Here is a 14,654-nt window from a genome sequence, read left to right as displayed (position 1 = left end):
CCATATTTCTATGATTTTATTCTACCTTTTTGATATAATACTATGGAATACATTCATAAGGAGAGAACCATGTCATTTGATGGATTTTTTTTACACCACATGGTTGAGGAATTGCGAGCTGAACTACTAAACGGTCGCATTCAAAAAATTAATCAACCCTTTGATCAAGAATTGGTCTTACAAATCCGTAGCAATCGCCAAAGTCATCGTCTGCTCCTTTCTGCTCATCCTGTTTTTGGACGCATCCAGTTGACAGAAACGACCTTTGAAAACCCTGCTCAACCTTCTACCTTTATCATGGTTTTAAGGAAATATTTACAGGGTGCTGTTATCGAGTCTATCGAGCAGATTGAAAACGATCGAATCGTTGAAATCACTGTTTCTAATAAGAATGAGATTGGGGACGATATTCAAGCCACCCTCATCATTGAGATTATGGGTAAACATAGTAATATCCTCCTCGTAGATAAGTCTAGCAACAAAGTTCTTGAGGTTATCAAGCACATTGGTTTCTCTCAAAATAGTTACCGTACACTCCTACCCGGTGCAACTTACATAGCCCCACCAAGTACTGAGGCCCTCAATCCTTTTACCATTAAGGATGAAAAACTTTTTGAAATCCTACAAACACAGGAATTGACAGCTAAAAACCTTCAAAGTCTCTTTCAAGGTTTAGGCCGTGATACGGCAATTGAATTAGGGAATTTATTAACTGATGATAGACTTTCCAATTTTCGTGACTTTTTTAAGCAAGAAACCAACCCATGCTTAACTGATAAATCTTTTTCTTGTGTCCCTTTTTCAACTAAAATTGAAGGACATTTTTCAAGCTTATCTCAACTTCTTGATGTTTTTTACAAAGATAAGGCAGAACGTGATCGCGTCAAACAACAGGCTAGTGAACTCATTCGTCGTGTTGAAAATGAACTACAAAAAAATCGTCAAAAACTGAAGAAACAAGAAAAAGAACTTCAGGCTACTGAAAACGCTGAGGAATTTCGTCAAAAAGGCGAGTTACTAACGACTTTTCTTCATCAAGTTCCAAATGACCAAGACCAAGTCGTCTTAGACAATTATTACACCAATCAGCCTATCACGATTTCTCTCGATAAAGCTTTAACACCAAATCAAAATGCTCAAAAATACTTCAAACGTTATCAGAAGTTAAAAGAGGCTGTTAAATATCTGACTGAATTAATCGAAGAAACAAAGGCTACTATACTCTATCTGGAAAGCGTCGAAACAGTCCTCAACCAAGCTGGGCTAGATGAAATTGCTGAAATTCGTGAAGAATTAATTCAAACTGGTTTTATTAGAAGACGCCAACGCGAAAAAATTCAAAAGCGTAAAAAGCCAGAGAAATATCTGGCTAGCGATGGTAAAACCATTATTCTCGTTGGACGAAACAATCTTCAAAATGAGGAATTAACCTTTAAGATTGCACGCAAAGAGGAACTTTGGTTCCATGCTAAGGATATCCCAGGAAGCCACGTGGTCATCTCAGGAAACCTCAATCCTTCTGACGAAGTCAAGACGGATGCTGCAGAACTCGCAGCCTACTATTCGAAAGGACGTCTTTCTAATCTCGTTCAAGTTGATATGATTGAGGTTAAAAAACTCAATAAACCGACTGGTGGAAAACCTGGTTTTGTTACCTATACCGGTCAAAAAACTCTTCGTGTTACACCTGATTCCGAGAAAATTGAATCCATGAAGTTGTAATATCAGTCTTATTTTAATAATATTATTACTTCACTTTTACACAAAAATAGGAGGGGAGCTCAATGCTACGGCATATTAAACCAACTATAACTATTATATTCGGAGCTGCTATCTTCGCCTTCGGACTTACTTATTTTGTTGTTCCACATCACTTGTTCGAAGGTGGAGCAACAGGGATAACCTTGATTACCTACTATCTCTTTAATATCCCTATTTCGCTGATGAATATCTTAATTAATATCCCTCTCTTCCTACTAGCTTGGAAAATATTTGGACTAAGATCACTATACTCCAGTCTACTTGGAACCATTGCCGTTTCCGTCTGGTTAGCTATCTTTGAAAAAATTCCTCTCCAGTTTAACCTTGAAGGAGATCTCGTTGTGGTTGCTTTAGTAGCTGGTGTCCTCCTAGGTGTTGGACTCGGTGTTATTTTCAACGCGGGTGGAACAACTGGTGGTACTGATATCATCGCTCGTATCCTTAATAAATACACCAATATCTCTGTTGGAAAATTGCTTTTTGGACTTGATTTTCTGATTCTGATGCTGATTTTAATCATCTTCCAAGACCTACGTCTTGTAACCTATACTCTCTTATTTGACTTCATCGTTTCAAGAGTTATTGACTTAATCGGTGAGGGTGGATATGCTGGAAAAGGATTTATGATTATCACTCAAAAACCGATGGAATTAGCCGAGAAAATTAACGAAGAACTCGGTCGTGGTGTTACCTTTATCTCAGGACAAGGCTACTATAGCCAAAAGGACTTAAAGATTATTTACTGTATTGTCGCAAGAAATGAAATCGTGAAGATGAAAGAAATGATTCATACAGTTGATCCGATGGCCTTTATCACTATCACGGAAGCTCACGAAATCCTTGGAGAAGGGTTTACTTTCCCAGCAAGAGACGAGGTTTCTTAACCTTAAAATAAAAAAGTAACTTCAATAGTTGAAGTTACTTTTTTTGTCATATCATCAATTATTTTTCTGCTGTAAGTGCAGCCATTGTGATGTAGTTGTATGGTTTATTGAAGTGTGGCAAGAAGAATAGGTCTGTCAATGCTAATTTGTCAATTGTAACGTGTTCTTGAATTGCAAGTGAGAACATGTGAATTCCCATGCTAATTGCTGAATCACGAGATACCATTTGAGCACCAAGGATTTCACGGCTATCTTTATCAAAGACGATCTTGATAGCTACTTCATAGTTGTCATGCTTCATAAATTCTGGTTTTTGAAGGTCGTTAAATCCAGTTTCAGTTGCATTGTAACCTGCAGCTTTTGCTTTTTCAAGTGTCAAACCAGTTGAAACCATGTGAAGACCATAGATTGAGATACCGTTTGATCCTTGAACACCGATTCCTTCAAGCTCATGTCCACAAGCATTGTAAGCACCTACGATACCAGTACGAACAGCGTTTGATGCAAGAGCGATGTAGCTAGTGTCTTTACGAGCGTTGTCATAAACAGTCGCACAGTCACCAACAGCATATACACCTGGGATAGATGTTTCTTGTTTCTTGTCAACAAGGAAAGCACCGTTACGGAAGAGTTCGATCTTACCATCAGCAAGTGCAGTGTTTGGACGGAAACCAACTGCAAGAACAACCATATCCACATCAAATGTTTCTTTGTCAGTGATCAAGCGTTCAACTTTTCCTTCACCTTCGATAGCTTTAACAGTTTGACCAAGTGCCAAACGGATGTTGTGGTCTTCCAAGTTTTTAGCCATCATTTGTGTGAAGTCTTTGTCATAGTATCCGTTCAATACAGTGTCAACGATATCAACAAGTACAACTTCTTTTCCAAGACGTTCGAAAGCTTCAGCAAGCTCAACACCGATGTAACCACCACCTACAACAGCGATACGCTCAAGGTGTTTGCTCTTGTCAGCAAGTTTTTCGATAACTTCTTCTGCGTTTTGGTACAACTTAACAAATTGTACGTTTTCAAGAGTTGCTTTGAACTCACGGTTACCTTTAACGATTTCAACGCCTTCGATTGGTGGCAAGATTGGAGTTGAACCAGTAGCAAAAATCAATTTATCATAAGATTCTTTGTGTTCTTTACCTTCTACTTCTGCAGTTACAACTTTGTTGTCGTAGTCAATTGAAAGAACTGGTGAGTTCATGTAAACTTTAGCACCTTTCGCTTCCAATTTTTCTTTGTCAGAGTAGAACAAACCTTCAGGTCCATCAATTTGTTCACCAATCCAAAGTGCCATTCCGCATCCAAGGAATGAAATGTTTGAGTTTTGGTCAAATACAACGATTTCGTTTTCGTTTCCAAAGTTATCCAACATTGTGTTGATACATGCAGTTCCAGCGTGGTTAGCACCCACGACTACGATTTTACTCATAAGATAAATCCTACCTTTATTTTTTTATTTACCTCTCAAGTATACCATTATCTGTGAACGTTTTCAAGACTTTTAACCCGTTTGATGTTATTTAAGAAAGTTTTTGAAAGATATATCAATTTGTTTTCAAAGAGTCCTCATTGATTTGGAGCTGTTTTTATTTTTTTAAGCATATTTCTTGACTTTTTGTAAAAAATGATTTGTGAAAACGCTGACTTTATGATATTCTATTTATATGGAAATAGATTATAAATTTTAAATTTCTTATTAATTCAAGATTTGTAGCTATTTCCCAATGATTCGAAGGGAGTTGATTCTTTGTCTCTTAGTTCATCATCTGAGCGATTAATGGGAACTACGATTACTATTTCCTTAGTACATGAACAAGCCGATAATCTTCTCCGTCAAGCTTTTGATTTGCTCAAGGAACTTGAATTCCGCTTCAATGCTAACAGTACTGAATCTGAATTAATGGAAATTAACTATCAGGCAGGTATTGCCCCAGTTAAAGTCCACCCTGATTTGTTTGAACTGATTTCATTAGGTCTAGAACACAGTCTAGCGCCTAAAAGTCATCTCAATATTAGTATAGGGCCTTTGGTTCAAACCTGGCGTATTGGTTTTTCCGATGCAAAGGTTGCAAGCTCTGAAGAAATTACTCAAGCTTTACCACTAATAGACCCTCATTTTATTAAACTCGATTCAGTCAATTCTACGGTTTTCCTAGAAAAAAAGAGAATGAAAATTGACTTAGGGTGTTTAGCAAAGGGGTACAGTGCAGATAAGGTTGCAGCTTTCTTAAAAGAAAACGGCGTCACTTCTGCTCTTATCAATCTTGGAGGAAACATCCTCACAATTGGGAACAACCAATCAAAAGATGGACGTCCGTGGCAAATCGGCATTCAAGATCCAAGTAATCCACGCGGTAATCACCTGATGACCTTATCCATTACTGGAAAATCAGTGGTTACATCTGGGATTTATGAACGGCATCTTGAAATCAATGGCAAGGATTACCACCACATTTTCGATAGTGAAACAGGCTATCCTATTGAAACGGATTTAGCTAGTTTAACCATTATATCTGACCGCTCTGTTGACGGCGAGATATGGACCACACGATTATTTGGCGAACGTAGCGCCTCTATTATGTGGCAAGTCGAAAATATTGATGGTATCGAAGCCATCCTCATTGACAAAGATGGACGCCTAGCTTGTTCATCTGGTATCCAACGATAAATCATTAATAATGCAAAAAGAGAAAGGAAAGCCCATGCTTAAACTTATTGCTATTGTAGGAACTAACTCAAAACGTTCCACAAACCGCCAACTGCTTCAATATATGCAGAAACACTTTGCTGACAAAGCAGAAATCGAATTGGTAGAAATTAAAGATCTGCCTGTATTTAACAAACCAGCTGACAAACAAATCCCAGCTGAAGCTACGGAAATCGCTGCTAAAATCGAAGCTGCTGATGGAGTTATTATCGGTACTCCAGAATACGACCACTCAATCCCAGCTGTTCTTATGAGCGCTCTTGCTTGGATTTCATATGGTGTATTCCCGCTTTTGAACAAACCTGTCATGATTACTGGTGCTTCATATGGTACACTCGGTTCATCACGTGCTCAATTGCAACTTCGTCAAATTCTTAATGCTCCTGAAATCAAAGCAAATGTTCTCCCAGATGAATTCTTGCTTTCACATTCTCTTCAAGCATTTGATCAAAATGGTGACTTGGTAGATCTTGATGTCATCAAGAAATTGGATGCCATCTTTGATGACTTCCGTATCTTTGTTAAAGTTACTGAGAAATTGCGTAATGCACAAGAGCTTCTTCGCAAAGATGCTGAAGATTTTGATTGGGAAAATTTGTAAGATAGGAGATCGAAAGAATGAAATTTGTTGGACTTGTTGGATCAAACTACGATCAATCATATAACCGCAAACTCTTGGAGTTCATCCGCCGTCAGTTTAAATTTAAATTTGAACTAGAAGTTTTGGAAATCGATGAAGTTCCAATGTTTAACCAAGACGAAAAATGGGACGAGAGCTTCCAGTTACGCCTTCTTTACAACAAAATTACTCGAGCTGATGGTGTGATTATTGCTACTCCAGAGCACAACCACACTATTTCTGCTTCACTTAAGTCAGTCCTTGAATGGCTTTCATACGAAGTTCATCCATTTGAAAACAAACCAGTTATGATTGTGGGTGCTTCATACTACGATCAAGGAACATCACGTGCTCAAGTTCACCTTCGTAAAATTCTTGATGCACCAGGAGTAAATGCCTACACATTACCAGGTAATGAGTTCCTTCTTGGAAAAGCCAAAGAAGCTTTTGATGCAAAAGGAAATATTATTAACGAAGGAACTGTTAAATTCCTTGAAACTTGCTTAGATAACTTTGTCAAATACGTAGGAGTCGTATCTAATTTGAAAAAACCAAAACCAATTGAACCAGAAGACTTGGATTGTGGAAAACCAATTGCCACAACTATTACAGAAGTTGACCCTGATGATCCAGAATGGGTAGAAAAAGTTGCAGAAATTACAGGTGCTGTTTCAGGTGATACATACGTTAAACTTGACCATGGTATCCTTACAGTTAACCAAATCGATATGTTCTTGAAAGCTATGCCTTTTGAGTTGACATATGCTGATGACAACAACCAATTCCTATACTACAACAACGCTCACCAAGATCCAGAAACAATGTTTGCGAAACGTGTACCACCTCAATCTGGTAGCCGTATGTCAACAGTTCACGGATCACTTCCACCTGCACGTATGAAAAACGTTGAGTGGGTTATTGGTACGCTTCGCAATGGCAACCAAGAATACGTACGTACAATTGTTCCTGGTTCACCTGCAGGTGTTATCAATACTCACAACTACCAAGCTATGTACTATCCTGATGGATCATATGCTGGTATCAATGAAATTGTCTTTAACTTCCAACCATGGCTTGACTGGTACTTGAAAGAAACTGGTCAACGTTTGGTAGGCGGTAGCGGACCTTTTGCTCCTGCTGCAGGAGGTCACGGAGATGCCGATGCTACTTCTGGTGCATCTGACGCTGGAGGACATGGTGATGGTGGCCACGGAGCTGCTGATGCTACTTCTGGTGCAAGTAACTAAAAAATAACCTAAAGGAACCACTCGGTTCCTTTTTTCAATAAAAAAATCTCGGTTCACACACAAACCGAGAATTTTTTTATTTATGAATTCGGATCATCAAGACTACGGCCGTGTAAACCTTTTTCTCGTTGCACTTGACGAAGCTTTTCAGGAGTCACATCATTACCATCTTCATCGACGATTTTGATTCCTTCAATGTGATGACGTACTGAACGACGATAGCCTTCGATATATTCCTCACGAAGTTTGGCTTGTTCTACTTTTTCTTCCGCAGTCAAGCCTTCTGTTTTTTTCTTTTTAGCAAGTTCATTAATACGAGCGATTTTTTCTGGTGTCATATTTGGACCTCCAATCTATTTTTCAATTACTATTTTGTATTAAGAAGGTTAAAAGCAGCCACTGTTTTTGCTTTATTGACAAGTGCAGCTAGAATAGCCAAACGATTATTCTTAACATCAATATCCTCTGCCATAACCATAGTATTGTCAAAGAACGCATCAATAACTGGACTAAGAGCAAATAGTTGTGTTAATTTATCGCTTGCTGAACCTTTCAATTCTAGGTTATCTACCGCTTGAGCTAGTTCTTTTTCCTGCTCATTTTCAAAGAGACTTGAATCAACTTTGACTGAACCTTCTGCCTTTTCTGCTAGGTTAAAGGCACGAGATAATGACTCAACTGATGATTTGTAATCTTCAGTTTTCGCAGCTTCTGAAAGAGCTTCTGCTACTTCAATCATATCAGAAACAACAAAATTTGAACTTGCGAGAACAGCTTCTTTAATATCTTTTGCTGTAGAACCCATCATCTTATCAACACGAGCTTTGATGAAGTTAAGCACTTCTTCTTGGTTATCGTAAGTTAAACTATCAAACGATAAAGCATAAAGACTGGCAATCAACTCGTCCATCGGAATATTCCATCCAAAGTCTTCTAAGATTCGAACAATCCCTTGTGTTGCACGACGAAGGGCATAAGGGTCGTTAGAACCAGATGGAATCAAACCAACAGAGAAGAAAGATAAGAGAGTATCTAATTTATCGGCTAGTGCAAGTATTGCTCCAACTTTAGATTCAGGAAGAGCCCCGTCTGCTGAATCAGGAAGGTAGTGCTCTCGAATAGCTTGCGCCACTGCAGCATTTTCACCTGCAAGAAGTGCATACTTCTCACCCATGATCCCTTGAAGCTCATCAAATTCACTAACCATACCAGTTAAGAGGTCAAATTTATAAATGGCTGCAGCACGAGCAAGATCAATAGATTCATCAACTGATAGACCAGCTTTTTCTGCTAGCAGGATAGCAATTTGCCCTGTACGAATCATGTGTTCACGAAGTGAACCAATCTTTTCATGGAAGGTAACGTGTGAAAGTTTAGCAACTAAATCTTCAATCTTGAGTTTTTGGTCTTCACGCCAGAAGAATTCTCCGTCTTCCAAACGAGCAACCAAAACTTTCTCATTTCCTCGAATGACATTTTCCAAGTGTTCAGCATTTCCGTTACGAACTGAAATGAAGTTTGGTCTTAGGTTTCCATCAAGATCACGGACAACAAAATAACGTTGATGAGTTTCCATTGAAGTAACCAAAACTTCTTCTGGAACTTCTAGGTATTTAGGATCAAAATTACCCATAAAAGCGGTTGGATATTCGACCAAGTTTAAGACTTCGTTTAAAAGTCCTTCATCAATCTGTACTTGAACGCCTTGTTCTGTTTCAATTTCCTTGATTTGTTCACGAATCATATTTTCACGTTCAATACTATCAGCAATGACATAGACTTTGCGTAAGTCTTCTTCGTAACTATCAGCATGACGAATTTCTACTTCATGACCAAGGAAACGGTGTCCGCGGCTGACTCTGCCTGAATGAATATCTAAGAAATCTAGTTCAAGAGCTTCATCATCCAAAAGCACTGTCAAAGTGTGGACTGGACGGATGTATTCAAAGGTATTGTTTGCCCAACGCATGCTAACAGGGAAACTTAAGCTAGCCAAGACTTCTGGAATTCCAGTCAGAACTTCTTCTGCTGGTTTTCCAGCTTCATGTTTTGTTACGTAGACATATTCTTCACCTTTGATTTCACGGAATTCAATGTCATCTACAGTCAAGCCTTTTCCACGGACAAAACCTTGTGCAGCTTTAGAAAAATTTCCTTCTGCATCTAAAGCAATTTTCTTAGAAGGTCCTTTAAAATCTTCAGTCAAATCTGTTTGTTGGTCTGCTAAACCAAGTACACGAACAGCTAAACGACGTGGAGTTGAAAATGTTTGAATCCCTTCATATGAAAGGCGGTTGTCATCCAAGAAGGCTGCCATTTTTTCGCCGAGTTGTTTTTCACTTGGAGTTACTACGTAGGCTGGTAACTCTTCGAGTCCTAGTTCTACTAATAAGTTTTTTGTCATGTTTTTTCCTTTACACAATTAATGTTCTTCAACAAGACCTTTAGTAGTGGGGGACGCAAGCAAACCTTCGGTTTCATTGCTAACTGTCAAGCCTTAAGTCTCGTCAGTTCCCCAGTCGGATAAGAAACTTCTTATCCGACTTTCACTACAGCGGTCTTGTTTTATTTAGCGACCTACGGTCGACTTTCAGTCATTTATTCCTGTAATTCTGTCTATTCTTCCTCTTCTGCTAGGAGTTTCGCGCGTGTGGCTTCGTCAAGAAGTGGGTAGCCAAGTTTCTTACGTTCTGCGACGAAGGTTTTAGCTACGACACGGGCCAAGTTACGGATACGAGCGATATAGCCTGCGCGCTCAGTTACAGATACGGCACCGCGCGCATCAAGCAGGTTAAAGGTATGTGAACATTTGAGAACATAGTCATAGGCAGGGTGAACCAAGCCTTCTTCCAAGGCACGTCCAGCTTCTTTTTCAAATTTTTCAAAGTTCTCAAGAAGCATGTCTTGGTCAGAAACTTCAAAGCTGTATTTTGAATGCTCATATTCTGGTTGAAGGAAGATTTCTCCGTATTTAACACCTGGAGCCCATTCGATATCATAAACAGAATCTACTTCCTGGATATAGGAAGCTAAGCGTTCCAATCCGTAGGTAACCTCAGCAGTAACAGGACCAGTTGCTAAACCACCGACTTGTTGGAAGTAAGTGAACTGAGTGATTTCCATACCATCAAGCCACACTTCCCATCCAAGACCAGCTGAACCAGTTGATGGGTTTTCCCAGTTGTCTTCAACGAAACGAATATCGTGTTCCAATGGGTTGATGCCCAATTTTTCCAAAGACTCTAGGTAGAGCTCTTGGATATTTGATGGAGATGGCTTCATAACCACTTGGAATTGGTGGTGTTGGTAGAGACGATTTGGGTTTTCTCCGTAACGACCGTCAGCAGGACGACGTGATGGCTCTACATAAGCTGCATTCCATGGCTCAGGACCAATGGCACGAAGGAAAGTATAAGGACTCATGGTTCCCGCACCTTTTTCGTTATCATAAGCCTGCATAAGCATACAACCCTGGTCATTCCAGTATTGTTGCAAAGTAAGGATGATTTCCTGGAAAGTCAATTTTTTAGACATTGTTTTCTCCTTTTTTCTATAATTTCTTGCGACACGAGTCTGCCTCGTCGATTATACGAGGCAAGACGAGTTAGTACTGCGTCTAGCTCAGGTACCTTAGTGCTGAGCGTGGGGCAGTCCGACTGTAAGGAGGTATCTGCCACTCACGCAGTGAAAGGTTAGTTTATTGGACATATTTTACTCCTTTATATTTTTTTTGCGCTCAACTCAGAAAACAAAAAAAACCGTATCTTTGCTCCTAAGTCAAGTGACCTAGGGGCGTTAAAAACGCGGTTCCACCCTAATTTATTACTTCATTATCTTTATTAAAAAACCAAAAGTGCCACACCTATCTCTCAATCACCTGACTCTCACTATCTCAGGCTCGCTTAGGATTTACCGATAAGATATTCTTTCTTGCGTCTATTATAACAAAATGCAATTAAAAAGTAAAATTATTTCATAAGGAATCTCCAATAATTCACCTAAAATAGAAATACTAATCTAACGTCATCCCCTTTCATGCCCCTTTTTGAACAAAAAGAAAAACCGCTACTCCTAAGAATAGCGGTTTAATCATGTTTTTAAGCTACAAATGTAGTCGCTCTATTATTTAAGAGTAACTGAAGCTCCAGCTTCTTCCAATTTAGCTTTGATTTCTTCAGCTTCTGCAGTTGGAACGCCTTCTTTGATAACACCTGGTGCACCATCAACAAGTTCTTTAGCTTCTTTAAGTCCAAGACCAGTGATTTCACGTACAACTTTGATAACGCCAACTTTTTTGTCACCAGCAGCTGTCAATTCAACGTCAAATGAGTCTTTAGCAGCACCAGCGTCAGCAGCACCAGCTGCAGCAACAGCTACAGGAGCAGCTGCAGTTACACCAAATTCTTCTTCGATAGCTTTTACAAGGTCGTTCAATTCAAGGATTGAAGCTTCTTTAATTTCAGCAATAATGTTTTCAATGTTCAATGCCATTGTTATTTCCTCCAAATAAGTTTAAATTTAATTTTGTTATTTTTTTGTAGCTAGGCTACGATGCGTAGCTTATGATTAAGCTGCGTCTTCTTTGTTGTCTGCAACCGCTTTGACTGCAAGAGCAACGTTGCGCACTGGCGCTTGAAGTACAGAAAGGAGCATAGAAAGAAGTCCTTCGCGACTTGGAAGAGTTGCAAGAGCAACGATCTCTTCTTTTGATGCGACAGCGCCTTCGATTGCACCACCTTTGATTTCAAGTGCTTCAGCGTTTTTAGAAAAGTCGTTCAAGATTTTCGCTGGTGCGATAACATCTTCGTTAGAAAATGCTACTGCAGATGGTCCAACAAAAACAGATGCAAGATCTTCAAGACCAGCTTTTTCAGCTGCACGACGCAAGATTGAGTTTTTGATAACTTTATACTCAACTTCGCTTCCACGAAGCTCACGACGAAGAACTGTATCTTGTTCAACTGTCAAACCACGAGCGTCTACAACGACGATTGATGCAGCAGCTTTCATTTTCTCAGCTACTACGTCAACTAGTTCCGCTTTCTTAGCAATAATTGCTTCACTCATTAGTGTGTTCACCTCCGTAATTATTTTGCTTGGGGAATTTTTCCAAAAGAAAAACGCGCCCAAACCTAGACACGAAAGTACAATACGCTTCTTTTTACATGATACGTTTTGTCCTCGGTAGGATATTTATGAGTCTTGCTCCCCTACTGTCTTAGGCAGTTTTTTCAAACCGTTTATAAGTATATCACAAGAATTCTATCAAAGCAAGTATTTTTTAAAAAAATTTGAATTTTTTATTTCTCATTTTTACTGCCATTTTTTTACTGCGATTTAGAGAAGAAAATTTTATCAGTAAATAGAAAAGATCGGTACCAAGGTATTATAGATTAAGAGCGCATGAAAGATCAACATTAACACATGAAATATGAATGGAGTATTTTCCATGGTTTGAATATCCTGATTAGATTTTTGATTATCTAAGAAAAAAGTTAATGACAAGAAAAGTAGGATTACGCCATAAATAATGCTAATGTGATAAAGAATGAGCCCTATGATACTGAAATAGAGGAAACCGAATATGGGTATCGAGAAAACAATCAGAGCTAAGGAACCAAATGCGATTCTTATTATCGAAATCATTAAGAAACTATAGGCTGTAAATGTAGTAAATTTAGATACTTGGAATCCTAATTTTTTCTGCTTAGATATGTAATGAATGATAAAAATTGGATAAAGAATATCTACCATCTTGACTCTCTATTCTTACTAAGATACTTTACTTTATTTTAACTATTTTTCCTTCAAAATTCAATTTCTATCTTGACGGATAATATTATTTAGTGTACTATACAACTGTATATACATATAAAAGGAGTTATTATGAATACACAAAAGAAAACCCAATTCATGACTTTAACCGCATTGCTAACCGCTATCGCTATTTTGATTCCCTTGGTGATGCCCTTCAAGATTGTTATTCCGCCCGCTTCTTACACTCTAGGAAGCCACATTGCAATCTTTATTGCTATGTTCCTTTCTCCTTGGATGGCAATCTTTGTCATTATAGCTTCTAGCCTAGGATTCCTCATGGCTGGTTATCCAATTGTCATTGTACTTCGAGCTTTCTCCCATATCTTTTTCGGCACTTTGGGAGCCTTCTATTTGCAAAAACATCCTCAAACCTTAGATAATCCAAAATCTTCTTTGATTTTTAACTTTATACTAGGTTTGGTTCATGCCATCGCAGAAGTTTTTGCTTGTATTATCTTTTATGCAGGAACTGGAACCAATGTAGAAAATATGTTTTATGTCTTATTTGTACTGGTTGGTATTGGTACAATTATTCATAGTATGGTAGACTATTACTTAGCATTAGCTGTTTATAAAGCATTGAAAAAACGCCGTTAAGCGTTAAGAAAGAAGAATATGACAAAAAATCGAAAAGAAGCACTTCTACAACTCTTAAAAGAAGCTCAAAAACCTCAAAACGGAAAAAGCTTAGCAGAACATTTTCATGTCACTCGCCAGATTATCGTTCAGGACATTGCAGTTCTTCGTGCAGACGGTGCTCCTATCTTATCAACCAATCGTGGCTATATTTATAAAGAAAGCAAAACCAATCCGTATGTTCACAAGCTGTTTAAAGTAAAGCACGAGATGGAAGAAATCGGTCAAGAACTTCTAGCTATCGTCGATAATGGGGGACGTGTTCAGAATACCTTAATTGATCATCCTGTCTACGGAGAAATTGAAACCTTGCTCAAACTCTCTTGTCGCCGTGACGTTCAGCATTTTTTAGAGCAAGTTGAACGGTCTGACTTTAGACCACTTTCTGAATTAACAGATGGCGTCCATTATCACCTAATCGAAGCTGAAAACGAACAAGACCTCCTCTATATTGAGAAGGCCTTGGACCAGCTTGGTTATTTAGTAAAAGATTAAAAGATTTTCTTTTCCCACCCGTCCTCTGTACGGTGACGGTAGAAAAATTCAGACTTATCTGGAGCTTCCATCATCTCCATCAAAGGTAACATATCATAAGCCAGATCCAAATTTGGAATCTGGTATTTTTGTACCCAGGACACTTCTCCTTCTTCAGATGATTGTAGAGCACCAGTAAACTCAGTCGCCTTGTAACAAAAGACAATATAACGCTCACCTGTATCTAAGGGCCAATTTTTAATGCCGACAAGTTGAGGATTTTGAATCGTCAGACCTGTTTCCTCGTATATTTCGCGAATAACTGACTCTGCAAAAGCCTCTCCGTCTTCGACATGTCCTCCTGGAAAGGCATAGCCAGACCAATGGTTGCTTTCGGGTGATCGATACTGCATAACCACGCGCTGCTTTTCTAAATCTTCAATCATACAAATATTGGTAAGAATGGTTAATTGTGCTCGAGACATAGGACTCACTTTCTA

At 38.7% G+C, this 14,654-nt stretch carries 14 protein-coding genes and 1 other annotated feature; of the genes, 7 read left to right on the top strand and 7 right to left on the bottom strand.

Annotation, left to right across the window (positions count from 1 at the left end):
• Positions 1–69: 69 nt before the first annotated feature.
• Complete coding sequence (locus O3643_RS01035) at positions 70–1,722, top strand: NFACT family protein (protein WP_371499213.1); 1,653 nt, start codon at positions 70–72, stop codon at positions 1,720–1,722.
• A 62-nt stretch (positions 1,723–1,784) separates the two neighbouring features.
• Entirely contained in the window at positions 1,785–2,645 is an 861-nt protein-coding gene (locus O3643_RS01030) for a YitT family protein (RefSeq protein WP_371499211.1), read from the top strand.
• A 58-nt stretch (positions 2,646–2,703) separates the two neighbouring features.
• Here O3643_RS01030 and nox read toward each other — a convergent pair whose 3' ends face one another.
• Positions 2,704–4,083, bottom strand: coding sequence for a H2O-forming NADH oxidase (gene nox / locus O3643_RS01025; protein ID WP_371499209.1), 1,380 nt, complete (start codon positions 4,081–4,083; stop codon positions 2,704–2,706).
• A 318-nt stretch (positions 4,084–4,401) separates the two neighbouring features.
• Here nox and O3643_RS01020 point away from each other — a divergent pair, with 318 nt between their 5' ends.
• From O3643_RS01020 to O3643_RS01010, 3 genes are read left to right on the top strand one after another with little or no spacing between them, the layout of a single operon-like run.
• Positions 4,402–5,322 (top strand): FAD:protein FMN transferase, encoded by a 921-nt coding sequence (locus O3643_RS01020; RefSeq protein WP_371499207.1) that lies wholly within the window; start codon positions 4,402–4,404, stop codon positions 5,320–5,322.
• A gap of 34 nt (positions 5,323–5,356) precedes the next feature.
• Entirely contained in the window at positions 5,357–5,962 is a 606-nt protein-coding gene (locus O3643_RS01015; protein WP_004252640.1) for an NADPH-dependent FMN reductase, read from the top strand.
• 17 nt (positions 5,963–5,979) lie between these two features.
• Positions 5,980–7,227, top strand: a complete 1,248-nt coding sequence (locus O3643_RS01010) for an NAD(P)H-dependent oxidoreductase (RefSeq protein ID WP_004252639.1) — start codon at positions 5,980–5,982, stop codon at positions 7,225–7,227.
• Between the two features lie 80 nt (positions 7,228–7,307).
• On the opposite strand, the gene O3643_RS01005 is transcribed toward O3643_RS01010, so the two are convergent.
• The 5 genes from O3643_RS01005 to rplJ all read right to left on the bottom strand — a co-directional run bounded on the left by O3643_RS01005 (position 7,308) and on the right by rplJ (position 12,294).
• Positions 7,308–7,565, bottom strand: a complete 258-nt coding sequence (locus O3643_RS01005; protein WP_000187071.1) for a DUF896 family protein — start codon at positions 7,563–7,565, stop codon at positions 7,308–7,310.
• 29 nt (positions 7,566–7,594) lie between these two features.
• Positions 7,595–9,631: a glycine--tRNA ligase subunit beta gene (gene glyS / locus O3643_RS01000; protein WP_371499204.1), complete on the bottom strand. Its 2,037-nt coding sequence runs from the start codon at positions 9,629–9,631 to the stop codon at positions 7,595–7,597.
• 212 nt (positions 9,632–9,843) lie between these two features.
• On the bottom strand, positions 9,844–10,761 hold the full coding sequence (glyQ, locus tag O3643_RS00995; protein ID WP_371499202.1) for a glycine--tRNA ligase subunit alpha: 918 nt from the start codon (positions 10,759–10,761) through the stop codon (positions 9,844–9,846).
• A gap of 588 nt (positions 10,762–11,349) precedes the next feature.
• The gene (gene rplL / locus O3643_RS00990) at positions 11,350–11,718 is read right to left on the bottom strand and encodes a 50S ribosomal protein L7/L12 (RefSeq protein ID WP_001196964.1); all 369 of its coding nucleotides are present in this window, start codon (positions 11,716–11,718) and stop codon (positions 11,350–11,352) included.
• A 75-nt stretch (positions 11,719–11,793) separates the two neighbouring features.
• Positions 11,794–12,294, bottom strand: coding sequence for a 50S ribosomal protein L10 (gene rplJ / locus O3643_RS00985; RefSeq protein WP_006152070.1), 501 nt, complete (start codon positions 12,292–12,294; stop codon positions 11,794–11,796).
• A gap of 38 nt (positions 12,295–12,332) precedes the next feature.
• Positions 12,333–12,468, bottom strand: a sequence feature (ribosomal protein L10 leader region).
• 645 nt (positions 12,469–13,113) lie between these two features.
• Between rplJ and O3643_RS00980 the strand changes: the two genes are divergently transcribed.
• The gene (locus O3643_RS00980; RefSeq protein ID WP_371499200.1) at positions 13,114–13,641 is read left to right on the top strand and encodes an ECF transporter S component; all 528 of its coding nucleotides are present in this window, start codon (positions 13,114–13,116) and stop codon (positions 13,639–13,641) included.
• 18 nt (positions 13,642–13,659) lie between these two features.
• Entirely contained in the window at positions 13,660–14,175 is a 516-nt protein-coding gene (locus O3643_RS00975; protein ID WP_371499198.1) for a transcription repressor NadR, read from the top strand.
• Here O3643_RS00975 and O3643_RS00970 read toward each other — a convergent pair.
• Positions 14,172–14,639: an 8-oxo-dGTP diphosphatase gene (locus tag O3643_RS00970; protein ID WP_371499196.1), complete on the bottom strand. Its 468-nt coding sequence runs from the start codon at positions 14,637–14,639 to the stop codon at positions 14,172–14,174. The genes O3643_RS00975 and O3643_RS00970 overlap by 4 nt on opposite strands.
• Between the last annotated feature and the right edge of the window lie 15 nt (positions 14,640–14,654).

Source organism: Streptococcus sp. 20925_1_44, from assembly GCF_041432435.1.
In the GTDB taxonomy this organism is placed as follows: domain Bacteria; phylum Bacillota; class Bacilli; order Lactobacillales; family Streptococcaceae; genus Streptococcus; species Streptococcus infantis.
The sequence above is the reverse complement of the archived record's forward strand: the minus strand, read 5'-3'. Positions and strand labels throughout refer to the sequence as shown.